The organism is Pseudomonas sp. LFS074 (genome assembly GCF_047978165.1).
Classification (GTDB): Bacteria; Pseudomonadota; Gammaproteobacteria; order Pseudomonadales; family Pseudomonadaceae; genus Aquipseudomonas; species Aquipseudomonas putida_P.
On record NZ_JBFPFV010000002.1, the window covers coordinates 1,094,757 to 1,117,207 of the forward strand.

22 protein-coding genes are annotated in these 22,451 nt (G+C 61.9%); 11 read left to right on the forward strand and 11 right to left on the reverse strand.

From position 1 onward, the window contains the following. The first annotated feature begins 58 nt into the window (after window positions 1-58). Window positions 59-604 (forward strand): PadR family transcriptional regulator, encoded by a 546-nt coding sequence (locus ACNQP3_RS23195; RefSeq protein ID WP_012273910.1) that lies wholly within the window; start codon window positions 59-61, stop codon window positions 602-604. Next, window positions 597-1,358: a siderophore-interacting protein gene (locus ACNQP3_RS23200; protein WP_012273911.1), complete on the forward strand. Its 762-nt coding sequence runs from the start codon at window positions 597-599 to the stop codon at window positions 1,356-1,358. The genes ACNQP3_RS23195 and ACNQP3_RS23200 overlap by 8 nt, the downstream gene beginning before the upstream one ends. A gap of 57 nt (window positions 1,359-1,415) precedes the next feature. On the opposite strand, the gene ACNQP3_RS23205 is transcribed toward ACNQP3_RS23200, so the two are convergent. Further along, the gene (locus ACNQP3_RS23205; RefSeq protein ID WP_264316500.1) at window positions 1,416-2,051 is read right to left on the reverse strand and encodes a Pr6Pr family membrane protein; all 636 of its coding nucleotides are present in this window, start codon (window positions 2,049-2,051) and stop codon (window positions 1,416-1,418) included. A gap of 1 nt (window position 2,052) precedes the next feature. Next, window positions 2,053-2,274 (reverse strand): VF530 family DNA-binding protein, encoded by a 222-nt coding sequence (locus ACNQP3_RS23210; protein WP_003252112.1) that lies wholly within the window; start codon window positions 2,272-2,274, stop codon window positions 2,053-2,055. Window positions 2,275-2,438: 164 nt separating this feature from the next. On the opposite strand from ACNQP3_RS23210, the gene ACNQP3_RS23215 reads away from it, so the two are divergent. The 5 genes from ACNQP3_RS23215 (at window position 2,439) to ACNQP3_RS23235 (ending at window position 11,610) form a co-directional block, all read left to right on the forward strand. Then, entirely contained in the window at window positions 2,439-4,487 is a 2,049-nt protein-coding gene (locus ACNQP3_RS23215; RefSeq protein ID WP_264316501.1) for a TonB-dependent receptor, read from the forward strand. Between the two features lie 218 nt (window positions 4,488-4,705). Beyond that, entirely contained in the window at window positions 4,706-6,040 is a 1,335-nt protein-coding gene (locus ACNQP3_RS23220) for a carbohydrate porin (protein ID WP_012273914.1), read from the forward strand. Window positions 6,041-6,069: 29 nt separating this feature from the next. Continuing rightward, on the forward strand, window positions 6,070-8,481 hold the full coding sequence (locus tag ACNQP3_RS23225; RefSeq protein ID WP_060493342.1) for a glucose/quinate/shikimate family membrane-bound PQQ-dependent dehydrogenase: 2,412 nt from the start codon (window positions 6,070-6,072) through the stop codon (window positions 8,479-8,481). 210 nt (window positions 8,482-8,691) lie between these two features. Then, window positions 8,692-11,109, forward strand: a complete 2,418-nt coding sequence (lon, locus tag ACNQP3_RS23230; protein WP_069942735.1) for an endopeptidase La — start codon at window positions 8,692-8,694, stop codon at window positions 11,107-11,109. 108 nt (window positions 11,110-11,217) lie between these two features. After that, the gene (locus tag ACNQP3_RS23235) at window positions 11,218-11,610 is read left to right on the forward strand and encodes a protease inhibitor I42 family protein (RefSeq protein WP_069942734.1); all 393 of its coding nucleotides are present in this window, start codon (window positions 11,218-11,220) and stop codon (window positions 11,608-11,610) included. Between the two features lie 6 nt (window positions 11,611-11,616). Here ACNQP3_RS23235 and ACNQP3_RS23240 read toward each other — a convergent pair whose 3' ends face one another. Genes ACNQP3_RS23240 through ACNQP3_RS23250 form a run of 3 tightly spaced genes read right to left on the reverse strand, consistent with a single transcriptional unit; the run spans window position 11,617 to window position 13,745 of the window. Beyond that, window positions 11,617-12,552, reverse strand: coding sequence for an alpha-xenorhabdolysin family binary toxin subunit B (locus tag ACNQP3_RS23240; RefSeq protein WP_264316502.1), 936 nt, complete (start codon window positions 12,550-12,552; stop codon window positions 11,617-11,619). A gap of 1 nt (window position 12,553) precedes the next feature. Next, the gene (locus tag ACNQP3_RS23245) at window positions 12,554-13,348 is read right to left on the reverse strand and encodes an alpha-xenorhabdolysin family binary toxin subunit A (protein ID WP_264316503.1); all 795 of its coding nucleotides are present in this window, start codon (window positions 13,346-13,348) and stop codon (window positions 12,554-12,556) included. Beyond that, complete coding sequence (locus tag ACNQP3_RS23250) at window positions 13,302-13,745, reverse strand: hypothetical protein (protein WP_264316504.1); 444 nt, start codon at window positions 13,743-13,745, stop codon at window positions 13,302-13,304. Before ACNQP3_RS23250 ends, ACNQP3_RS23245 begins: the two co-directional genes overlap by 47 nt. Before the next feature lie 202 nt (window positions 13,746-13,947). On the opposite strand from ACNQP3_RS23250, the gene cmoA reads away from it, so the two are divergent. Together cmoA and cmoB are read left to right on the forward strand one after the other, a co-directional pair. Further along, the gene (gene cmoA, locus ACNQP3_RS23255) at window positions 13,948-14,691 is read left to right on the forward strand and encodes a carboxy-S-adenosyl-L-methionine synthase CmoA (protein WP_264316505.1); all 744 of its coding nucleotides are present in this window, start codon (window positions 13,948-13,950) and stop codon (window positions 14,689-14,691) included. Continuing rightward, window positions 14,688-15,644, forward strand: a complete 957-nt coding sequence (cmoB, locus tag ACNQP3_RS23260; protein ID WP_264316506.1) for a tRNA 5-methoxyuridine(34)/uridine 5-oxyacetic acid(34) synthase CmoB — start codon at window positions 14,688-14,690, stop codon at window positions 15,642-15,644. The genes cmoA and cmoB overlap by 4 nt, the downstream gene beginning before the upstream one ends. A gap of 69 nt (window positions 15,645-15,713) precedes the next feature. Here cmoB and ACNQP3_RS23265 read toward each other — a convergent pair whose 3' ends face one another. After that, window positions 15,714-15,917 carry a hypothetical protein gene (locus tag ACNQP3_RS23265; RefSeq protein WP_003252072.1) on the reverse strand — a complete coding sequence of 68 codons (204 nt, stop codon included), beginning with the start codon at window positions 15,915-15,917 and terminating at the stop codon, window positions 15,714-15,716. 239 nt (window positions 15,918-16,156) lie between these two features. On the opposite strand from ACNQP3_RS23265, the gene ACNQP3_RS23270 reads away from it, so the two are divergent. Continuing rightward, window positions 16,157-16,831: a heavy metal response regulator transcription factor gene (locus tag ACNQP3_RS23270; protein ID WP_060514040.1), complete on the forward strand. Its 675-nt coding sequence runs from the start codon at window positions 16,157-16,159 to the stop codon at window positions 16,829-16,831. Then, window positions 16,828-18,210, forward strand: a complete 1,383-nt coding sequence (locus ACNQP3_RS23275) for a heavy metal sensor histidine kinase (protein ID WP_264316507.1) — start codon at window positions 16,828-16,830, stop codon at window positions 18,208-18,210. The genes ACNQP3_RS23270 and ACNQP3_RS23275 overlap by 4 nt, the downstream gene beginning before the upstream one ends. A 46-nt stretch (window positions 18,211-18,256) precedes the next feature. On the opposite strand, the gene pdxJ is transcribed toward ACNQP3_RS23275, so the two are convergent. The 5 genes from pdxJ to lepB form a co-directional block, all read right to left on the reverse strand. After that, on the reverse strand, window positions 18,257-18,979 hold the full coding sequence (gene pdxJ / locus ACNQP3_RS23280) for a pyridoxine 5'-phosphate synthase (RefSeq protein ID WP_218580762.1): 723 nt from the start codon (window positions 18,977-18,979) through the stop codon (window positions 18,257-18,259). Between the two features lie 61 nt (window positions 18,980-19,040). After that, a complete protein-coding gene (gene recO, locus ACNQP3_RS23285) occupies window positions 19,041-19,724 on the reverse strand; it encodes a DNA repair protein RecO (RefSeq protein WP_071984657.1) in 684 nt (227 codons plus the stop codon). A 124-nt stretch (window positions 19,725-19,848) separates the two neighbouring features. Beyond that, the gene (era, locus tag ACNQP3_RS23290) at window positions 19,849-20,751 is read right to left on the reverse strand and encodes a GTPase Era (protein WP_012273926.1); all 903 of its coding nucleotides are present in this window, start codon (window positions 20,749-20,751) and stop codon (window positions 19,849-19,851) included. Further along, window positions 20,744-21,433, reverse strand: coding sequence for a ribonuclease III (gene rnc / locus ACNQP3_RS23295; protein WP_060514037.1), 690 nt, complete (start codon window positions 21,431-21,433; stop codon window positions 20,744-20,746). Before rnc ends, era begins: the two co-directional genes overlap by 8 nt. A 163-nt stretch (window positions 21,434-21,596) precedes the next feature. Further along, complete coding sequence (gene lepB, locus ACNQP3_RS23300; protein WP_012273928.1) at window positions 21,597-22,451, reverse strand: signal peptidase I; 855 nt, start codon at window positions 22,449-22,451, stop codon at window positions 21,597-21,599.

Consider the following 22,451-nt stretch of genomic DNA (forward strand, 5'->3'; position numbering starts at 1 on the left):
TTAGATATATCTTGAGTAATATCTTACGATATATCGCAAACGACGGAGCCCCATCCTTATGCGCGAACACACCCCCCATGACCCCTTCGAGCGGCGCCCTGGCCGTGGTGAGCGCGGCCCACGCGTTTTCGCCCCCGGTGACCTCAAGCTGCTGATGCTGGACCTGCTGGCCGAACAGCCCGGCCACGGTTACGACCTGATCCGCCAGATCGAAAACCTGTTCGACGGCAGCTACAGCCCAAGCCCCGGGGTGATCTACCCAACGCTGAACTTTCTTGAAGAAGCCGAGCTGATCAGCGGCCAAGTGCAAGGTAGCAAGCGCCTCTACGCCATCACCGATGCCGGCCGCAGCGCCCTGGTCGAACAGGCTGTCGCCTTGGATGGCGTGCGCATGCGCATCGAAGTCAGCAAACGCGCCCTGCGCGGTCACGACCGCCCGCCAGAGATCCATGAAGCGGTCGGCAACCTGCGCCACGCACTGCATATGCACAGCGGTCGCTGGACACCGGAAGAAATCGAACGGGTCCGCGACTTGCTCAACCATACCGCCAAGGCCATCGCCTCCGGGCCGGCCGAACCTGTCAGGGAGACTGCCCATGAGTGACACCATTCACCGCGTCAACCACGAGATCCGCCAGCGTCGCCTGCAAGTATTGCGGGTCACCGAGCTGACCCCACGCATGCGCCGCATCACCCTGGGTGGTGCCGAACTGCAAGGCTTCACCAGCGTGGGCAGCGACGACCATATCAAGTTGTTGTTTGCCGAAACGCCGGAGCAACAACAGGCCATCGACGCCCGTAATCTGGGTCGGGACGGTGGCGCGCGACCAACCATGCGCGAATACACGCCACGGCGCATCGACCTGGTGACCAACGAGCTGGACATCGACTTCGTGCTGCACGGCGACGGCCCTGCCTCTACCTGGGCGGCACAGGCGGCGCCTGGGCAAACCCTGAGCATCGCCGGGCCACGGGCGTCACTGGTGGTGCCGGATATTTTCGACAGCTACCTGTTGATCGGTGATGAAACCGCCATCCCGGCGATTGGTCGCCGCCTGGAGGAATTGCCGGCGGGCCGCCAGGTGCTGGCGGTGATCCAGATCGAAGACGAGCAGGAGCGCCAGCCGTTGCCGAGCAAGGCACAGGTCGAAGTCATCTGGGTGCGCCGCCAGCAGGAAGACTTGCTGGCCCTGGTGCGGAACCTGACCTTGCCGCAAGGCCGGTTGTATGGCTGGGTGGCGTTGGAAAAGGCCCTGACCCGCCAGGCCAAGGTGCTGCTGCTGGAGAAAGGGGTGCCGGAAGATGCGCTGAAAGCTGCGGCCTACTGGCGTGCCGACGGGACTGCGGACGACGAGTAATGGTTATCGCCTGCTACGGCCTCTTCGCGGGTTCACCCGCGAAAAGGCCAGCACAGGCTAAGCAAATTTGCGCAACCCACGCCACCGATCCACCCCCAGCAATACCAGCCCGATTCCCCAGAACCCCACCAGCACCCCCAGGGCATTGAGCATCACCTGCCCATACCCAAGGCTCGCCACATCGATGAACGGGTAGGCATACACGCCAATCTCGCTTCCACGCCACAACGCATAGCCGAAATAAACCGTCGGGTACACCGCCCACAGTGCCAGGTGCCCTAGCCGCAGCCTGCCCTTGGGCACCTCGCGCCACCAGTACAAGGCATACAGCACCGGCATCACGTCGTGCAGCAACTCGTCCGCCAGCCATTGCCAGCCCTGCGGTTGCCACAAGTGGCGCAGCAACACGCTGTAGGCCAGCGCCACCAGCACGATGCTGGCGGCCACTGCGGAGCTCACCGAGGGTGACAGGAAAAACCGCTTGCCACGGCCTTCGTGGCCGAACGCCGCATAGCTGAGCACCGTTGCCACCAACGTGTTGGTCAGCACGGTGAAGTAGCCGAACACATTGATCAGGCCGCCAATCAGGCTGGCCTGTTCTTGCCAGCGCGCCAACAGTACCAGGTACACCTGCACGGCCAGACCGAACCAGCCCAGCACCGCCATGCCGGTCAGCCAAGGACGACGCAGCATGTCAGGCCTGACGCTGCAGCTTCACATACAGCTGCTCGACCTTTTCCCGCGCCCACGGTGTCTTGCGCAGAAAGGTCAGGCTCGACTTGATGGTCGGGTTGCTCTTGAAGCAGCGCACATCAATGCGCTCGGCCAGGCCCTGCCATTGGTAGTGCGCCACCAGCTCGGTGAGGATCTGTTCGAGGGTCTTGCCGTGCAGCGCGTTATGTTGGGCCGTGCTCATGCTGTGCTCCGTAGGAAAGATGCGCACCTTACACGAGTGTAGTGGTGGGTGGGATCCGTCGAGTCGACAGAAAAAATGCTGGCCAGGGGCAAAACCACTGTGCTGAAATAGTTATGTTATGTTGTAACACTAATAAAGCATCTGCCAAGGAACGCCCCATCCCCATGCTGTACTCACCGCTTCGCCTCTCCCCCCTTGCCGTCGCGCTCTGGCTGGCTGCGCCGCCCAGCCAGGCCGTGGAACTCGAACCCCAGGTCATCACCGCCAACCCGTTGGGCAACCGCCAGCTGGCCGCCCCCAGCACCGTGCTCGAAGGCGAAAACCTGCTGCAACAACAGCACGGCAGCCTCGGTGAAACCCTGAACAAGCAGCCCGGTGTCGCCTCTACCTGGTTCGGCCCTGGCGCCAGCCGCCCGGTGATCCGCGGCCTGGACGGCGACCGCATTCGCATCCTGCGCAATGGCGTCGGTGCCCTGGATGCCTCATCGCTGTCCTATGACCACGCTGTACCGCTGGACCCGGTCACCGTTGACCGCGTCGAGATCGTCCGCGGCCCCGCCGCCTTGCTCTACGGCGGCAACGCCATTGGCGGGGTAGTCAACACGTTCGACAACCGCATCCCGGATTCGCCGATCGAAGGCATCCACGGTGCCGGTGAACTGCGCTATGGCGGCGCCGATACTACCCGCAGCAGCGCCGGCAAGCTGGAGGCCGGCAACGGTGCCTTCGCCCTGCACCTGGACGCCAACAGCCGCCAGTTCAATGACCTGCGTATTCCCGGCTACGCCCGCAGTGCCAAGGTGCGCGATGCCGATGAGCCGGGCAGCAAGCACCGCCTGGAAAACAGCGACGGCCGCCAGGACGGTGGCGCGGTAGGCGGTGCCTATCACTGGGACCACGGTTACGCCGGCCTGTCGTACAGCCGTTACGACAGCAACTACGGCTCGGTGGCCGAACCCGGTGTGCGCCTGGACATGCAGCAGGACCACTACGCCTTCGCCTCCGAGCTGCGCGACCTTGACGGCCCGTTCAGCTCGGTCAAGGTCGATGCCGGCTACACCGACTACGAACACAGCGAAATCGAAGAAGGCGAAGTCCACACCACCTTCAAGAACAAAGGCTACGAAGCGCGCATCGAAGCCCGCCACCAACCACTCGGGCCGGTGGAGGGTGTGGTGGGTGCTCAGGTCAGCCGCAACGAGTTCTCCGCCCTGGGCGAGGAGGCCTTCGTCCCGCACACCAATACCGACAGCCTGGCGCTGTTCATGCTCGAGCAGTGGCAGGCCACGGAACGCCTGAACCTGAGCCTGGGCGCACGCATGGAGCACACCCGGGTCGACCCGGACGCCAAAGGTAACGAAAACTTCGTCGACGCCGACAGTGCCAGCAGCTTCAACGCGTTCAGCCTGTCTTCGGGGGCGGTGTACCAGCTCGACCCGATCTGGTCGCTGGCCGCCAACCTCGGCTACACCGAGCGCGCGCCGACCTTCTACGAGCTGTACGCCAATGGTGCGCACGTGGCCACCGGCGCCTTTGAAGTCGGCGATGCCAGCTTGAACAAGGAAAAGGCCATTTCCGCTGACCTGGCGCTGCGCTTCGACAATGGCACCCATAAAGGCAGTGTCGGGGTGTTCTATAGCCACTTTCGCAACTACATCGGCCTGATCGGCACCGGCAACACCCGCGAGGGCGGGCATGACCACGACCACGACGAGGATGACCACGACCACGATCATGGCCATGAGGGCTTCCCGGAATACCGGTACCAAGGCGTGCGGGCACGCTTCTACGGCATCGAGGCCCAGGACCGCTGGCAACTGGTCGAGAACCGTTACGGCAGCTTCGCCCTGGAGTTGTCCGGTGACTACACCCGGGCCAAGAACCTCGACAGTGGCGAGCCGCTGCCCCGTATCGCCCCACTGCGCCTGAACAGCGGCCTGGTCTGGGAGCTCGACCGCTGGCAAGCGCGGGTAGATGTGCAGCATGCGGCATCGCAACATCGCAAGCCGGCCAACGAAACCAGCACCGAGGGCTACACCACACTGGGGGCCAGCGTTGGCTACCGCTTCGAAGTTGGCCAGAGCCAGTGGCTGGCATTTGTACGCGGTGAAAACCTGACCGACCAGACCGTGCGCTACGCCAGCTCGATCCTGCGCGATATCGCGCCGGCGCCGGGGCGGAGTGTGGAGGTCGGGTTGCGTACCACCTTCTGAAATCATGGGGCTGCGCTGCAGCCCTTTTTTCAAGACTGTTACCCAATGGGCAACAATCAACTGCGACAAATTGTCTTTTTTTCTTACAACTTCCGCTATATCCTCCCCGCCTAAAGCTGAATCGCTTCACCGAAACCATCTTGTCGCCATATCCATTGAAGGCCTGGCCCTTCGATGCGCTTGCCGTTTTTTCAATAATCAAAAGATAGCGCTATCTCATGTTTCAACTGCCCAAAACCTGTTACATCGGCCTTGCCCTTGGCGCCTTGGCGACACCCGCCAGCGCCAGCGAAATGTTCGCCAGCGACTCCCCGTGGATGCTCGGAGACTGGGGCGGCACCCGTAGCCAATTACTGGAACAGGGCTACGACTTTACCCTCGGCTATACCGGCGAGATGGGCAGCAACCTGCACGGCGGTTACGACCACGACCGTACCGCGCGCTACAGCGACCAGTTCACCTTTGGCAGCCACCTGGACCTGGAAAAGATCCTCGGCTGGCACGCCACCGAATTCCAGCTGACCGTCACCGAACGCCACGGCGACAACATCAGCAACGACCGCATCAACGACCCGCGCGTTGGCGGTTTCACCTCGGCCCAGGAAGTCTGGGGCCGCGGTGAAACCTGGCGGCTGACGCAGATGTGGATCAAGCAGAAGTACTTCGATGGCGCGCTGGATGTGAAATTCGGCCGCTTCGGTGAAGGCGAGGACTTCAACAGCTTCCCTTGCGACTTCCAGAACCTGGCCTTCTGCGGCTCGCAGGTGGGCAACTGGGTGGGTGGCATCTGGTACAACTGGCCAGTCAGCCAGTGGGCCTTGCGCGTGCGCTACAACCTCACCCCTGAGCTGTACGCCCAGGTCGGCGTATTCGAGCAAAACCCCTCCAACCTCGAATCGGGCAATGGCTTCAAGCTCAGCGGCAGCGGCACCCAGGGCGCGGTAATGCCGGTCGAACTGGTATGGAGCCCGCGTATCCAAGGCCTGAAAGGGGAATATCGCGCCGGCTACTACTACAGTAATGCCAAGGCACAAGATGTTCTCAAGGACAGCAACGGTCAGCCGGCAGCCCTCAGCGGCGCCGCCTACCGCAGCAGCTCGAGCAAGCACGGCTTGTGGCTCGGCGCCCAGCAGCAGGTGACCTCGCTGGCGTCCGACCAGTCGCGTGGGCTGAGCCTGTTCGCCAACGCCACGGTGCACGACAAGAAGACCAATGCCATCGACAACTATGTACAGACAGGGCTGGTATACAAAGGGCCCTTCGACGCCCGCGCCAAGGACGACATCGGTTTCGCCCTGGCCCGTGTGCACGTCAACCCTGCCTACCGCAAGAACGCCCGCCTGGCCAACCAGGCTGCCGGCCTCGACGACTACGACAACCCCGGCTTCCTGCCCGTGCAGGACACCGAATACAGCGCCGAGCTGTATTACGGCATCCATTTGGCCGACTGGCTCACGGTACGCCCCAACCTGCAGTACATCCGCCACCCGGGCGGGGTGTCGCAGGTCGATGGCGCCCTGATCGGCGGCCTGAAGATCCAAAGCAGTTTCTAACCCTTTCTTGACCTGACGGAGAACCTACGATGAGCACTGAAGGTGCCAACCAAGGAAGCCGCTGGCTACCGCGCCTGATTGGCGCGCTGCTGTTGCTGATGGGCCTGGCCCTGCTGGCTGGCGGTATCAAGCTGAGCCAGCTGGGCGGATCGCTGTACTACCTGATCGCCGGTATCGGCTTTGCCCTTTCGGGCATCCTGCTGCTGGCCCAGCGCCGCATCGCCCTGGGCCTGTATGGCCTGGTGCTGTTGGGCAGCACCGTGTGGGCCCTGCTCGAGGTAGGCCTGGACTGGTGGCAACTGGTACCGCGCCTGGCTATCTGGTTCGCCATCGGCGTGGTGCTGCTGCTGCCGTGGGCACGTCGCCCGCTGATCGGCCCAGCCAGCAAAGCCAATACAGCACTGCTCAGCGTGGCAGTGGTCGCTTCGGGCGCTTGCGCGCTGGGCAGCCAGTTCACCCACCCCGGTGAAGTGTTCGGCGAACTGGGCCGCGAAAGCAGCGAAATGGCCAGCGCCGCCCCGGCGATGCCCGACGGCGAATGGCAGGCCTATGGCCGCACCGAACATGGCGACCGCTACTCGCCACTGCGCCAGATCACCCCGCAGAACGCCTACCGCCTGGAAGAAGCCTGGCGTATTCGCACCGGCGACCTGCCGACCGAAAACGACCCGGTGGAGCTGACCAACCAGAACACCCCGCTGAAGGTCAACGGCATGCTCTACGCCTGCACCGCGCACAGCCGCCTGCTGGCCCTGGACCCGGACACCGGCGCGGAAATCTGGCGCTACGACCCACAGGTCAAGAGCCCGACCGGCACGTTCAAGGGCTTTGCCCACATGACCTGCCGTGGTGTTTCGTACTATGACGAAAACCGCTACGTCAGTCGCGACGGCAGCCCAGCGCCGAAAATTACCGAGGCCGGCCAAGCCGTGGCCCAGGCCTGCCCGCGCCGCCTGTACCTGCCTACCGCAGATGCCCGCCTGATCGCCATCAACGCCGACAACGGCAAGGTCTGCGAAGGCTTCGCCAACCAGGGTGTGATCGATCTCACCACCGGCATCGGGCCGTTCACTGCCGGCGGCTATTACTCCACCTCGCCTGCCGCGGTCACCCGTGACCTGGTAATCATCGGAGGCCACGTCACCGACAACGAGTCGACCAACGAGCCGTCCGGGGTGATCCGCGCCTACGACGTGCACGATGGCCACCTGGTGTGGAACTGGGACAGCAACAACCCGGACGACACCAAGCCATTGGCTGCCGGCAAAATGTACAGCCGCAACTCGGCCAACATGTGGTCAATCGCCAGCGTCGACGAAGACCTTGGCATGATCTACCTGCCGCTGGGCAACCAGACCCCGGACCAGTGGGGCGCCAACCGCACTCCAGGTGCCGAGAAGTACAGCGCCGGCGTAGTCGCCCTTGACCTGGCCACCGGCAAGGCGCGCTGGAACTACCAGTTCACCCATCACGACCTGTGGGACATGGACGTCGGCAGCCAGCCGACCCTGGTGCACCTGAAGACCGACGATGGCGTGAAACCGGCGATCATCGTACCGACCAAGCAAGGCAGCCTGTACGTGCTCGACCGCCGCGACGGTACGCCGATTGTGCCGATCCGCGAAATCCCTACCCCACAGGGTGCGGTGAAAGGCGACCACACCTCGCCGACTCAAGCCCGCTCCGACCTCAACCTGCTCGGCCCAGAGCTGACCGAACAGGCCATGTGGGGCGCTACGCCGTTCGACCAGATGCTGTGCCGCATCCAGTTCCGCGAACTGCGCTACGAAGGCCAGTACACCCCGCCATCCGAACAGGGTTCGCTGATTTATCCGGGCAACGTGGGTGTATTCAACTGGGGCAGCGTGTCGGTCGACCCGGTGCGCCAGTTGCTGTTCACCTCGCCCAACTACATGGCATTCGTGTCGAAGATGGTCCCCCGCGAGCAGGTAGCCGAAGGCAGCAAGCGCGAAAGCGAGACCAGCGGCGTGCAGCCCAATACCGGCGCGCCGTACGCGGTGACCATGCACCCGTTCATGTCGCCGCTGGGCGTACCGTGCCAAGCCCCGGCCTGGGGCTATGTCGCCGCCATCGACCTGTTCACCAACAAGGTGGTGTGGAAGCACAAGAACGGCACCACCCGCGACAGCACCCCGGTACCGATCGGCCTGCCGGTTGGCGTGCCGAGCATGGGCGGTTCGATCGTCACTGCTGGTGGCGTCGGCTTCCTCAGCGGCACCCTCGACCAGTACCTGCGTGCCTATGACGTGAACAACGGCAAGGAACTGTGGAGTGCCCGCCTGCCAGCGGGTGGCCAGGCCACTCCGATGAGCTACACCGGCAAGGATGGCAAGCAGTATGTGCTGGTGACCGCCGGCGGCCATGGCTCGCTGGGTACCAAAATGGGCGATTACATCATCGCTTACAAACTCGCTGAGTAAACCTTTGTTGCGGCAGTGAACGCACTGCCGCATTCGCGGGCAAGCCCGCTCCTACAGATACCGTGCTCTACCTGTGGGGGCGGGCTTGCCCGCGAAGAGGCCGGCACAGGCCAGCCAAGATGAAACCCCTCCCCCGCTGCCTTCGTCTACCATTGAAACCCATCCCCCCCCGCCCCATCTAAGCACCATAGTCATTTACGCAGGTGCCCCATGAGCGACCAGCAGGATTTCCCGGAACACCCCGACGAACACAGCGAAGTCGAACACACCACCCAGGCCGATACCAGCCACGCCCTCGCCCTGCCCGGCCAGCAACTGCCGGACAAGGTCTATGTGATCCCGATCCACAACCGCCCGTTCTTCCCGGCCCAGGTACTGCCGGTCATCGTCAACGAAGAACCCTGGGCCGAAACCCTCGACCTGGTCGCCAAGTCACCGGACCACTGCCTGGCGCTGTTCTTCATGGACACCCCGCCAGAAGACCACCGTCACTTCGACACCTCGGCGCTGCCGCAGTACGGCACGCTGGTCAAGGTGCACCATGCCAGCCGCGAAAACGGCAAGCTGCAGTTCGTCGCCCAGGGCCTGACGCGGGTACGCATCCGCACCTGGCTCAAGCACCATCGCCCGCCCTACCTGGTCGAAGTCGAATACCCACGCCAGCCCACCGAGCCGACCGACGAGGTCAAGGCCTACGGTATGGCACTGATCAATGCGATCAAAGAATTGCTACCGCTCAATCCGCTCTACAGCGAAGAGCTCAAGAACTACCTCAACCGCTTCAGCCCCAATGACCCCTCACCCCTCACCGACTTCGCCGCGGCACTGACCTCTGCCACTGGCAGCCAGCTGCAAGAAGTGCTCGACTGTGTGCCCATGCTCAAACGCATGGAAAAGGTCCTGCCGATGTTGCGCAAGGAAGTGGAAGTCGCACGCCTGCAGAACGAGATCTCGGCCGAGGTCAATCGGCAGATCGGCGAGCACCAGCGCGAATTCTTCCTCAAGGAACAGCTCAAAGTCATCCAGCAGGAACTGGGCCTGACCAAGGACGACCGCAGCGCCGACCTCGAACAGTTCGAGCAACGCCTGGAGGGCAAGACACTGCCGGCCCAGGCGCGCAAGCGCATCGACGAAGAGATGGGCAAACTGGCCATCCTCGAAACCGGCTCGCCCGAATACGCCGTCACCCGCAACTACCTCGAGTGGGCCACCGCCCTGCCGTGGGGCGTGTACGGCAAGGACAAGCTCGACCTCAAGCATGCGCGTAAAGTGCTCGACCAGTACCACGCCGGCCTGGACGACATCAAGGAGCGCATCCTCGAGTTCCTCGCCGTGGGCGCCTGGAAAGGCGAAATCAGCGGCTCGATCGTGCTGCTGGTGGGCCCGCCCGGTGTGGGCAAGACCAGTATCGGCAAATCCATCGCCGAGTCGCTCGGGCGGCCGTTCTACCGTTTCAGCGTTGGCGGCATGCGTGACGAAGCCGAAATCAAGGGCCATCGCCGCACCTACATCGGCGCCCAGCCCGGCAAGCTGGTGCAGGCCCTGAAAGACGTCGAAGTGATGAACCCGGTGATCATGCTCGACGAGATCGACAAGATGGGCCAGAGCTACCAGGGCGACCCGGCTTCGGCATTGTTGGAAACCCTCGACCCGGAGCAGAACGTCGACTTCCTCGACCACTATCTCGACCTGCGCCTGGACCTGTCCAAGGTGCTGTTCGTGTGCACCGCCAACACCCTCGACTCGATCCCCGGGCCGTTGCTCGACCGCATGGAAGTGATCCGCCTGTCCGGCTACATCACCGAAGAAAAGCTGGCCATCGCCAAACGCCACCTGTGGCCCAAACAGCTGGAAAAGGCTGGCGTTTCCAAGACCAGCCTCAGCATCAATGACAGCGCCCTGCGCCTGGTGATCGACGGCTATGCCCGCGAGGCCGGCGTTCGCCAGTTGGAGAAGCAATTGGGCAAGCTGGTGCGCAAGGCCGTGGTCAAGCTGCTGGAAGCCCCCGAAACCAAGCTGAAGATTGGCACCAAGGACCTGGAGGCAGCACTGGGTAAACCGGTGTTCCGCAGCGAACAGGTACTGGCTGGCAAAGGCGTGATCACCGGCCTGGCCTGGACCAGCATGGGCGGCGCCACACTGCCGATCGAAGCGACCCGCATCCACACCCTCAACCGGGGCTTCAAGCTGACCGGCAAGCTGGGGGACGTGATGAAGGAATCTGCCGAAATTGCCTACAGCTACGTCAGTTCCAACCTCAAGCAGTTTGGGGGTGACCCAAGCTTCTTCAACGAAGCGTTCATCCATTTGCACGTCCCCGAAGGTGCTACGCCCAAGGACGGCCCGAGTGCAGGCATCACCATGGCCAGTGCTTTGCTTTCACTAGCCCGCGACCAGTCTCCGAAAAAAGGTGTGGCCATGACCGGCGAGCTGACACTTACCGGCCAGGTGCTGCCAATTGGCGGTGTGCGCGAGAAGGTGATTGCGGCGCGGCGGCAGAAGATTTTCGAACTGATTCTTCCGGAGCCTAACCGCGGCGACTTCGAAGAACTGCCGGACTACCTGCGTGAAGGCCTGACAGTGCATTTCGCCAAGCGTTTCGCCGACGTGGCCAAAGTCCTGTTCTGACCTGCGCCGGCCTCATCGCGACCAAGCCCGCGATGAGGCCGGCACTGACAACACAAAACCTATCGGTCATCGGTTATCCTCAGGGCATCGTCAGTCCCCGGAGCCAACATGACCGCCCCTCGTCTGCTCGTTCCCCTGAGCTTCGCCCTGCTTTCTGCCTGCACACATCAACCTTCGCAGCCCGTCGATCTGGACGCGGAAAGCGAGTGCCCCAAGCGCCTGCAAGTCGGCCAGATCCTGACCCTGACCCTGCCCAGCAACCCCTCCACCGGCTACCGCTGGCGTGTTCAGGATGCAGCCTCAAGCGTGCTGCACAGCGTCGGCTCAGAGGTGTACAGTGCCCCGGAAGAAGAGGGTGTGGTCGGCAGCGCCGGTGTCTCCACCTGGCGCTTCCAAGCCAGCAACAGCGGGGATGCCCAACTGGTTCTGACCTACCAGCAGCCTTGGGCTGCTGATGTCGCACCCGTGCAGACCTTCGACTGCAAGATTATCGTCCGCTAAGGGCGATCAACTGCGGTCATACATCAGTTGCACCGCTTTCAGGTATTCGCAGAGCTCTTTCAGCGCGACCGTGGCGGTGTCCAAGTCCATCGTCGCGCTGAGTTTTACGGCCCGAGCCTGCCACTCCAGCTCCACCTTGCGAAGCTCGTGCAGCCAGTCATTCTTCAGTGGTTCGACACCTGACAAAGCCTTGACCGCTTCCAACTCATCCCGCGCCGTTTGCAGGGGGCGCTGCACCTGCCGTTGGTCACCCAGTGCTTCCTCGATTTTTTTATCAAGGCGAGCACGGGCCTCGCCCAGATCGCTGAATGTCCTGGCCCCTTCCAGCGCATCAGCGTGGCTGGCAAGCTTTTGCGCCACCGCCTTGAACAAATTGGCGTCGAACTTAGGGTCTGTGATCAACCCCATTATCTGGTCAATTTCTTCATCACTTGGGATGAGCCCCTTCAGTGCACTGGCAACCGAAGGTTTTTCGAACAACTCGACAGCCTGGACGATATCCGCCCGTTGTTGTCGCAGTTGTACCAACCGTTGTTCGAACAAAGCAGACTGGGCTTCAAGGGTGGCCGTTTTTTCTGCCAACGCCTCCAAAGAGTCGACCATCGCCGATAATGAAAAAAGTTCCAACCGCAGATTTTTCCCGACCAGCCGCGCCTGATACTGGCTCAGGCGGTCCAGAACACTGGCCAGCCGTTGGTGATTATCGGTTCCTCCCTTACCCGGAATGAAATCACGGTCCTCCAGTAACGTGATACCCCCTATCAAACTCTCCTTGAATGCACGCTCTACAGCCAGCAACAGCACACGCAATTCATCCAATTGCTCGCGTGCCCCTGGAAGCACGTTCATCTCCCACCTTTCCAGGCGCTGAAATATTTGGCCCTGTGCTTTATGCATTCGCACAAAATCAGGCATGACGTTTTCAATATTGGCAACATCCATGTCAAGCTTCCTCATATTCGTCAACCAGCTCATTGAACAGTTGGGACAGCGTGTGGCAGATATTTCCTATCTTGGCCCACGGTTTTATGACTTCGGAAAAATCATGCACGAAGGACTCGAGCTGGGTGATCGTACCCAGTTCCTTGGCTTCACTGACCGAGGTACTGGCATACGAGGCAAGGAACAACCAGACATCGGCCAAGCGCTTGGTCGCCGCCGAAAGATCTTTGCATCTGAACTGCAAGTCCCTGACCAGCGTCGAAACGCGCTCGAAGTCTTTCAAGGCAGGCGCCACCATGGCCAACGCACGCGCCAGCTCATCGCGCTGTTCAATCAACGCATTCTTCGTGGCCCTGATGCGTTCCGCCTGGCTGCCGAAAACGCCCCCGGTGATAACCAGACCAATCGGCCCTAACACCATACCGGTGAACGCATAACCCACATTGGCATCGTACTCGGACTTCAATTGATCGATCTGCTCATCCCATTGATCGAGCTGCCTGCGTTTCTCCAGGGTTCCCTCATGGGACACCTTCTCATCGAAGTGCTTCAGCAAGCGCCCCATGCGCGGTTTGAGCTCACGTTTTATTTCATTGTTGAACCAGTTGGCACGCGCATCGACATCATCGATTCGCCGCTGAGTGCTTTCGATTTCTCTGACCAGTTCAGTGATGCCAGGTGTGAGCAGGTTTGTGATCTGAGCTTGCTCTTCTTCACTGAACTCCTGCGTGTAGACATTACCCCCTTGCTCAGCCTTGCGCTTTTTTGAGTGCTGCGAAAACCTCGCTATTTTCAAGGTTATCCAGCAAGTTACCGCCGCGCTGCACCAGGCTTTCAGCAAACAATTCAATTTCAGGACCTAACTGCTTGATACTGCGCTCCAGTATGTCCCATTCATAGACATGCCGGTGCAACGCAACATAAAGGTCATTGACCATCGTCACATCAACCCCTAGAGCACCGTAGTCGACCTCCCGTTCAATCTCTGCCTGCGTACGGGGTAGCTGATTGACGACATTGACGTATTTCTTGATAGCTTTAAGGTTCTCGGCCGTCAGTAAACTTCCGATTTGCTGACTGTTGCCCATCCGATTTCCAAGAAATGAAAAGTAGCGCTCCGGCAGCATTTTCACCTTGGCCATGGGGTCAAGTTCATCTACGGGCAGCGCTTCCCACCCAGTCGTCACATTCATAGTTCAATCCATAAGGCCAATAAATTAATTGCACTCAAAGCTTCCACTTGAACCGTACTCAATTCATTAAGCGCTGTAACTTAACGCTGTGGGAAAGTTCTTTAACCTCGGCATGAACCTTCCGTCCCTGAGCATTACCATGGCAAGATGCGTGGCCATTGGGATAAAATGCGCCCCCGTTTCACCCTGTATCGAGCCCGCCGTGAGCAAACAACCCGACCGCCTTTTCGCCCAACCCCTGGAGCAGGTGCCCGACTTCGTGTTCAACGAAGACGTGGTGCGCGTGTTCCCGGACATGATCAAGCGCTCGGTGCCCGGTTACCCCACCATCGTCGAGAACCTCGGCGTGCTGGCCGCACGATTCGCCCAGCCAAACACCGCGTTGTACGACTTGGGTGCCTCACTGGGTGCCGTCACCCAGTCGCTGCGTCGCCATGTACGCAGCGATGGCTGCAGGGTGATCGCGGTGGACAACTCCGCCGCCATGGTCGAGCGCTGCCGCCAGTACCTCACCGCCCAGGACTCGATGTTCCAGGAGTTGCTGCCGGTGCAAGTACTGGAAGCCGATATCCTTGCCCTGCCCTTCGAGCCCGCCTCGGTGGTGGCGATGAACTTCACCCTGCAGTTCATCGCCCCCGACCAACGCCTGGAACTGCTCGGGCGTATCCGCCAGGCGCTGCTGCCGGGTGGCGCACTGATCCTTTCGGAGAAACTGCGCTTCGCTGATGAGCAAGAGCAGGACCTGCTCAATGAACTGCACCTGGACTTCAAGCGGGCCAATGGCTACAGCGAACTGGAAATTGCCCAGAAGCGCAGCGCCATTGAAAACGTGATGAGGCCCGATACGCTCGAAGCCCATCAGGAGCGCCTGCGCGCTGCCGGCTTCTCGGAAGTGGTGCCCTGGTTCCAATGCCTTAACTTCGCCTCGTTGATAGCCCTGCCATGATCGATCTGTCCCCTCTCGTCCGCCGTCTGGCGGGTACGCCCCTGGCTTCCTGGTCGCAAGGCCTGCAAGCGCAACTGGAAGCCAAGCTGGAAAAGGGCCACGGTGACCTCGACCGCTGGCGCGGTGCACTCCAAGCCCTGCCCACCCTGCAACCCAGCGAAATAGACCTGGTCAACGGGCTACGCCTGGACTGCGACTGCGACGACGCCACCCGCGCGCAGATGCGCCAGGCACTGATGGGCCTGTCGCCTTGGCGCAAAGGGCCGTTCGACCTGTTTGGCGTGCATGTGGACACCGAGTGGCATTCGGACTGGAAATGGTCGCGGGTAAGCCCGCACCTGAACCTCAAGGGCAAGCGCGTGCTCGACGTTGGCTGTGGCAATGGCTACTACCAGTGGCGCATGCTCGGTGCCGGTGCCGACATGGTGATTGGCGTCGACCCCAACTGGCTGTTCTTCTGCCAGTTCCAGGCCGTGCAACAGTACCTGCCGGAGCTGCCAGCCTGGCACCTGCCGTTCGCCCTGGAGGACCTGCCCGCCAACCTGGAAGGTTTCGACACGGTATTTTCCATGGGTGTGTTCTACCACCGCCGCTCGCCCATCGAGCACCTGCTGGCGCTCAAGGACTGCCTGGTCAAAGGTGGCGAGCTGGTGCTGGAAACCCTGGTGATCGAAGGCGACGAAAACCAGGTGCTGGTGCCAGAGGACCGTTACGCACAGATGCGCAACGTCTGGTACCTGCCATCGGTACCGGCCCTGGCCCGCTGGTTGCGCCGTGCCGGCTTCAGCGATGTGCGCTGCGTCGACGTGAGCGTGACCAGCGTCGAGGAGCAACGCAGCACCGAATGGATGCGCTACCAGTCGCTGGGTGACTTCCTCGACCCTGACGACCACAGCAAGACCATCGAAGGCCTGCCAGCCCCCCGCCGCGCCACCTTGCTGGCGCGCAAATAAAAAAGGCGCCCATCTGGGCGCCTGAATACACCTGCGGCGAGGAGCTGTCGCGGCGCAGGTGTTGTTACCTCAGTCCTTGGCCACCTCGCGGGCCTTCTCTTGCGCCTTGCGCTCGCGCTCCGCAACAGCCTGTTGCTTGTCGCCATGCAGGCGCTGCTGGTCTTCGCGGAAGGCTTGCCAGAACTGCTTCGAGCGCTCCGCACCGCCCTCGGCATAGACACTGGCGCTGCCCAGGGCAAGGGTGGCCAACAGCAGGTATTTGGTCAGGTTCATCGTGGTTGCCTCGTGATAACCGATCAGACACGGCCATCCTAGCGAGGGCTAGCTAACGACAAGGTGAGGCGGGGATTACAGTCCTGCAATGTGGCCCTGGCAGGCAGCCAGATTACGCCAGGATTACAAATCGGTTATCTGCGCCGCAGCGCCATTTGCATGCCGTAACATCCTGCAGCTTGACCCTGATGTCACTACAGGGTCGAGAATCGCCCCCCTTTCATCACACCGAGCAACCCATGCGCCTACTGATCATCGAGGACGAGCTGCGAACCGCCGACTATTTGCAACAAGGCCTGCGCGAGAACGGCTATGTGGTCGACTGCGCCCACACTGGCACCGATGGCCTGCACCTGGCCCGTCAACAGCCCTATGAGCTGGTCATTCTCGACGTCAACCTGCCTGAACTCGATGGCTGGACCGTGCTGCAACGCCTGCGCGCCGAGTCGGCAACGCGCATCATGATGCTTACCGCCCACGGCCGCCTGGCCGACCGGGTCAAAGGCCTGGACCTGGGCGCCGACGACTACCTGCTCAAACCCTTCGAGTTTCCTGAGCTGTTGGCGCGCATCCGCAGCCTGCTGCGCCGCAACGACCAGCAACTGCAGCCCAGCACCCTGCGGGTCGCCGACCTGGAACTGGATCCCGGCCGCCACCGCGCTTACCGCGCCGGACAGCGCATCGACCTGACCGCCAAGGAGTTCGCCCTGCTGCACCTGCTAATGCGCCAGACAGGCGAAGTGCTGTCGCGCACGCAGATCATTTCGCTGGTGTGGGACATGAACTTCGACTGCGACACCAACGTGGTCGAGGTCTCGATCCGGCGCCTGCGGGCCAAGATCGACGACCCGTTCGATAGCAAGCTGATTCACACCCTGCGTGGCGTGGGCTATGTACTTGAGGCGCGCTTTTGAGAAACCCCAGCCTGTCACTGCGCCTGGGCCTGAGCGTGACACTGATGGGCGCCGCCCTGGTAATGCTGCTGGCCTGCCTGGCCGTGTTCGCCTTGGATCACGAACTGGACAGCCGCGCGCGCAAGGATCTGGCGCGCAAAATGTTGCAGGTCGAGCACAACCTGCGCGTCGACCTGCGCAGCGAAGACCTGGGCACCCGCGCCCATCCACTGCTCGACCTGGTGATGGGGCATGACAACCTGAGCCTCAGCGTGCTGGCGCTGGACGGCCGCCACCCGCACCTGCTCAGCCTCGGCCCAGCCCTGGAAGCGCGAGTCGGCGAACTGCACACCGATGCTCGCCTGGCCTTTCACGAATGGCGCGACAGCAGCGGCAACCAGATGCTCACCGTTACCCGGCAGATGCGCTTGCGCGACAACACGCCGGTCAAGGTGATGATGTCGCTCAACCGCGCCGACGACAACGCCCTGCTGCAGGCCTACCTGCACTCCACCTTGCTGGCGTTGCCGCTGCTGTTGGTCCTGATTGGTGCGGGTGCCTGGTGGCTGATGCAACGTGGCTTGAAGCCGTTGCGGCACTTCCGGCGCATTGCCGGGCAGGTGTCCGCCCAAGACTTGCAACACCGCCTGCCCTCTACCGGCTTGCCGCAAGAGCTGGCGGAACTGGCCAGCAGCATTAACGTGATGCTCGACCGCCTGGATCAGGGTGTCAGCCAGCTGTCGCAGTTCTCTGACGATTTGGCCCATGAACTGCGTACGCCGTTGAGCAACCTGATGGGCAAGACGCAGGTGACACTGGCCCGTGAGCGGGACAATGCGAACTATCGGGAAGTGCTGGAAGACAGCATCGAAGAGCTGACCCGGCTCAACCGCATCATCAACGACATGCTGTTTCTCGCCCAGGTCAACCAGCCGCAAGCACAAGTCGCGTTAAAACCCTTGGCGCTGGCTGACGAGACAGCGCGGGTTGTCGAGCTGTTTACTTTCAGTGCCGAGCTGAAGGCAGTTGAGCTACGCGTTCAGGGCTGGGGGACTGCACAGGGTGACCGGCTGATGTTCCAGCGAGCACTGTCAAACCTGTTGAGCAATGCCATTCGGCACAGCCCGGAAGGTGAGCCCGTCGAACTGCGTATCGAGCGTGCGGGCAACGAAGTACGGCTAGCGGTGGAGAACCGAGGGCCTGGTATTGCTGCAGAGCACCAGTCACGCTTGTTCGAGCGGTTCTACCGGGTGGGCGCGGGGCGTTCGCGGCTGGAGGGCGGGACCGGTTTAGGGTTGGCAATCGTCAAATCGATCATGCAGTTGCATGGCGGTCGGGTCGAAGTGCGCAGCAGCCCCTTGGGGCCTACCCGCTTTACCCTGGTGTTTCCTGGCGAATGATCAGCTGCCTGTACCTGCGACAAAGCCGGTACAGGCAACCAACAAATCAGCGCGAAGCCGCTACGATCAGGGCTTTCATCTCCGCCACAGCAGCTTTGAAGCCAACGAACAAGGCATGTGCCACCAGCGCATGGCCGATGTTCAGTTCATTGATGCCTTTGATTGCCGCCACTGCCTCGACGTTGTGGTAATGCAGCCCATGGCCAGCATTGACGATCAGCCCCTGCCCCACACCAAACGCCACACCATCGACGATACGCTTGAGCTCTTCAGCCACTTCGGTTGGGGTTTGGGCATCGGCATAACGCCCGGTGTGCAGCTCGATCGCCGGCGCGCCAACCCGACGCGAGGCCTCGATCTGCCGCTCATCGGCATCGATGAACAGCGACACCTCGGCACCGGTACGCGCCAGGCGCTCCACGGCAGCCTTGATCCGAGCTTCCTGCCCTGCCACGTCCAGGCCACCTTCGGTGGTCAGCTCCTGACGGGTTTCGGGTACCAGGCAGATGTGTGCCGGGCGAATCTTCTCGGCAAACGCCATCATCTCTTCGGTAACGCCCATCTCGAAGTTCATGCGCGTCTGCAGCACATCCTTGAGCACCACCACATCCCGCTCCTGGATGTGCCGGCGGTCTTCGCGCAGGTGCACAGTGATGCCATCGGCGCCCGCTTCCTCGGCGTCCAGGGCAGCCTTGACCGGGTCAGGGTAACGCGTGCCACGGGCCTGGCGCAGGGTCGCCACGTGGTCGATGTTTACGCCAAGAAGCATGCGGTTGCTGTGAGTCACGAAAGGCTCTCCTGAAGATTGAGCCCCACAGCATACGTCGTGATCAGCGCTTGCGAAACAGTTCCCGGCTGACCAGCGGTTTTGCCCCCAGGTGAACCGCCAGTGCCTGGCGCATCAGGCGCTTGGCAGCCAGCAAGGCACCTGGGGCCTCCCAGTTGGCTTCGGCCAAAGCCAGCAGTTCAGTACCACGGAACAAGCCGGGTTGTGCCAACTCGACCCGCTCCAAGCCGGCATCCACGCGCAAACGGTACAGGCCGTCGGCAGCGACAGGTTGGTCATTAACGTCCTGTTGCAAGGAAAACGCATAACCGAGCTCGTCCAGCAGCCGCCATTCGAAAGAACGCAGCAGCGGCTCCAGCGGGCGCCCGGCGCCCAAGGCCTGCAAGGTCAAGGTGTAGTGCTCGAAAAGGGTCGGGAACGGCGCCTCGGCGGGCAGCAGGCGCATCAGCAATTCGTTGAGGTACAACCCGCTGAACAGGGCATCGCCGTGCAGCCAGGCGGCGGTACCAGCGCTGTCCATACGCCCGACATTCTTCAGCTCACCACGTCCACGCAGCTCCACCTCCAGCGGCACGAACGGCCGCACCAGGCTGCCCCCTTTGCTGCGCGCGCGGCGCAACACGGCGCGCACGCGGCCCTGGGGGGTGAAGAAGTCCACCAGCGCGCTGGTTTCCTTGTAGGCTCGGCTGTGCAGCACATAGGCTGGCTGGGGGGTGGGTTGGTCCATGCACTATCTCTGGGGGGCCAGATGTAATTGTGGGAGCGGGCTTGCCCGCGAAAGCGCCAGTGAGTCCACTATCGCATTCGCGGGCAGGCCCGCTCCCACAGGACGACCCGTGCGCTGAGGTAACTTACAGGTCGCCGTAGCCCAGAGAACGCAGGGCGCGCTCGTCGTCGGACCAGCCGCCTTTCACCTTGACCCACAGGTTGAGCATGACCTTGGAGTCGAACAGCACCTCCATGTCCTTGCGCGCCTCAGAGCCGATACGCTTGATACGCTCGCCCTTGTCGCCAATGATGATTTTCTTCTGGCCGTCGCGTTCAACCAGGATCAGCGCGTGAATGTGCAGCACATGGCCCTGCTGCTTGAACTCCTCGATCTCCACGGTGATCTGGTAAGGCAGCTCCGCACCCAACTGGCGCATGATTTTCTCGCGCACCAGCTCGGCAGCCAGGAAGCGGCTGCTGCGGTCGGTGATCTGGTCTTCCGGGAAGAAGTGATCGTTCTCGGGGAGGTGCTTGGCGATCTGTGCTTCCAGCGCGTCGAGGTTGTGCCCCTGCTGCGCGGAAATCGGCATGACTTCGGCGTTCGGCAGTTGCTCCTGCAGCCACTGCAGGTGCGGGATCAACTCGGCCTTCTCTTCCATGCGGTCGGTCTTGTTGACCGCAATGATCAACGGGCCGGTCACGTACTGCACACGCTCCAGCACCAGTTGATCCTCGTCGGTCCACTTGGTGCGGTCGACCACGAAGATCACCACGTCGACGTCCTTCAGGGCCGCCGAGGCGTTGCGGTTCATGTAGCGGTTCAAGGCCTTGTCGTTGGCCTTGTGCATACCAGGGGTATCAACGTAGATCGCCTGTACATCACCCTCGGTCTTGATGCCGAGCATGTTGTGGCGGGTGGTCTGCGGCTTGCGCGAAGTGATCGCGAGCTTCTGGCCCAGGATGTGGTTGAGCAGGGTCGACTTGCCCACGTTGGGGCGGCCGACAATGGCCACGTAGCCGCAGCGAGTCGGGTTGTTATCAGTCATTGCCATTCTCCACGCCCAGGGCGATCAGTGCAGACGCGGCGGCGACTTGCTCGGCGATACGCCGGCTAACGCCCTGACCACGGCTCTTGTTGTTCAGCAGTACCACTTCGCATTCGACGAAGAAGGTGCGGCAGTGCGGTTCACCCTGGATATCCACTACTTCGTAACGCGGCAGCTCACAGCTGCGCGACTGCAGGAACTCTTGCAGGCGGGTTTTCGGGTCCTTGTTGGTGTCGACCAGGGTCAGGCCCTCGAACTCGTCGGCCAGCCAGGCCAGGACGCGTTCCCGGGCAGTGTCCATGTCAGCGTCCAGGTAGATGGCACCAATCAGTGCCTCCAGGGCGTCGGCCAGGATCGACTCGCGACGGAAACCGCCACTTTTGAGCTCACCCGAACCCAGGCGCAGGTATTCGCCCAGGTCGAAACCACGGGCCAGGCGGGCCAGGGTCTCGCCCTTGACCAAGCGCGCGCGCAGGCGCGAAAGCTGGCCTTCGCGGGCCTGCGGGAAGCGCTCGAACAGCGCTTCGCCGGCGACGAAGTTGAGAATGGCATCGCCGAGAAACTCCAGGCGCTCATTGTTGCGCCCGGCGTAACTGCGATGGGTCAGCGCCAGGAGCATCTGGTCCTGGTTCTTGAAGGTGTAACCGAGCTTTCGCTCCAGACGGGCAAGGGAAGCACTCATGCGGCCACCCGTTGGTTGTTCAACGCGTTGTTCAAATCAACATCCTGAAAGACTGTTTGGCTGTGGTGCGCCGCGCGATGTGCGGCGAATCTCCCGATCCCTGAGAACACAGCCTATGTCAGAAATGCATTCGGCGCTGTCTGCTGGACAGCGCCGATGGGTATCAATGGATCAGACCGACCCGCGACAGGTTGGGCAGATGGCTGAGTTTGGGCTCTGGCCAGCTCATCCACACCGCGAAGGCCTTGCCGACAATGTTCCTGTCCGGAACCATGCCGTGCAGTTCCTTGGGAATGTTCGGGTCATCCCAGAAACGGCTGTCGTTGGAGTTGTCGCGGTTGTCGCCCATCATGAAGTAATGGCCTGCCGGCACGGTCCACTGCTGGTCCGGTGGCATGCGATAACGGCTCATCTCCTTGCGGATCAGGTGTTCGGCCTCGCCGAGCTTTTCCTTGTACAGCTGCGCGCTGCCCAAGGTGCCCGGTTCGCTGCCCACCAGTTGTTCGGCAATCGGCTGGCCGTTGACGAACAACCGCTTGTCGTTGGTGTAGCGGACCACGTCGCCCGGCAGGCCTACTACACGCTTGATGTAGTTGACGTTCGGGTCGCTCGGGTAACGGAACACCATCACATCACCGCGTTGCGGATCACCGACCTCGATGACCTTCTTGTCGATCACCGGCAGACGAATGCCGTACGAGAACTTGTTCACCAGGATGAAGTCGCCCACTTCCAGCGTTGGTTTCATCGAACCCGACGGGATCTGGAACGGCTCGACCAGGAACGAACGCAGCACCAGCACGATGAACAGCACCGGGAAGAACGACTTGCCGTACTCGACCAGCAACGGCTCCTTGTTCAGGCGTTCGACCACCGCCATCTCGGGCTGGCTGACGCTGCCCTGATAGTTGGCGATTGCCGCACGCCGGCGCGGGGCCAGGAACAGCAGGTCGATCAAGCCCAGCAGACCGCAGACGAAGACGGCGATGACTAGCAACAGCGGGAAATTTAGCGACAT

What these genes read in the sequence shown, in the direction of transcription:
- ACNQP3_RS23250 (WP_264316504.1), bottom strand. Translation starts at nt 13,745, where the DNA reads ATGAATGTGACGACTGGGTGGGAAGCGCTGCCCGTAGATGAACTTGAC.
- ACNQP3_RS23220 (WP_012273914.1), top strand. Translation starts at nt 4,706, where the DNA reads ATGTTTCAACTGCCCAAAACCTGTTACATCGGCCTTGCCCTTGGCGCC.
- lepB (WP_012273928.1), bottom strand. Translation starts at nt 22,451, where the DNA reads ATGTCGCTAAATTTCCCGCTGTTGCTAGTCATCGCCGTCTTCGTCTGC.
- ACNQP3_RS23195 (WP_012273910.1), top strand. Translation starts at nt 59, where the DNA reads ATGCGCGAACACACCCCCCATGACCCCTTCGAGCGGCGCCCTGGCCGT.
- ACNQP3_RS23215 (WP_264316501.1), top strand. Translation starts at nt 2,439, where the DNA reads ATGCTGTACTCACCGCTTCGCCTCTCCCCCCTTGCCGTCGCGCTCTGG.
- pdxJ (WP_218580762.1), bottom strand. Translation starts at nt 18,979, where the DNA reads ATGCTTCTTGGCGTAAACATCGACCACGTGGCGACCCTGCGCCAGGCC.
- ACNQP3_RS23225 (WP_060493342.1), top strand. Translation starts at nt 6,070, where the DNA reads ATGAGCACTGAAGGTGCCAACCAAGGAAGCCGCTGGCTACCGCGCCTG.
- rnc (WP_060514037.1), bottom strand. Translation starts at nt 21,433, where the DNA reads ATGAGTGCTTCCCTTGCCCGTCTGGAGCGAAAGCTCGGTTACACCTTC.
- recO (WP_071984657.1), bottom strand. Translation starts at nt 19,724, where the DNA reads ATGGACCAACCCACCCCCCAGCCAGCCTATGTGCTGCACAGCCGAGCC.
- era (WP_012273926.1), bottom strand. Translation starts at nt 20,751, where the DNA reads ATGACTGATAACAACCCGACTCGCTGCGGCTACGTGGCCATTGTCGGC.
- ACNQP3_RS23235 (WP_069942734.1), top strand. Translation starts at nt 11,218, where the DNA reads ATGACCGCCCCTCGTCTGCTCGTTCCCCTGAGCTTCGCCCTGCTTTCT.
- ACNQP3_RS23200 (WP_012273911.1), top strand. Translation starts at nt 597, where the DNA reads ATGAGTGACACCATTCACCGCGTCAACCACGAGATCCGCCAGCGTCGC.
- ACNQP3_RS23270 (WP_060514040.1), top strand. Translation starts at nt 16,157, where the DNA reads ATGCGCCTACTGATCATCGAGGACGAGCTGCGAACCGCCGACTATTTG.
- lon (WP_069942735.1), top strand. Translation starts at nt 8,692, where the DNA reads ATGAGCGACCAGCAGGATTTCCCGGAACACCCCGACGAACACAGCGAA.
- ACNQP3_RS23205 (WP_264316500.1), bottom strand. Translation starts at nt 2,051, where the DNA reads ATGCTGCGTCGTCCTTGGCTGACCGGCATGGCGGTGCTGGGCTGGTTC.
- ACNQP3_RS23240 (WP_264316502.1), bottom strand. Translation starts at nt 12,552, where the DNA reads ATGGATGTTGCCAATATTGAAAACGTCATGCCTGATTTTGTGCGAATG.
- cmoB (WP_264316506.1), top strand. Translation starts at nt 14,688, where the DNA reads ATGATCGATCTGTCCCCTCTCGTCCGCCGTCTGGCGGGTACGCCCCTG.
- ACNQP3_RS23265 (WP_003252072.1), bottom strand. Translation starts at nt 15,917, where the DNA reads ATGAACCTGACCAAATACCTGCTGTTGGCCACCCTTGCCCTGGGCAGC.
- ACNQP3_RS23210 (WP_003252112.1), bottom strand. Translation starts at nt 2,274, where the DNA reads ATGAGCACGGCCCAACATAACGCGCTGCACGGCAAGACCCTCGAACAG.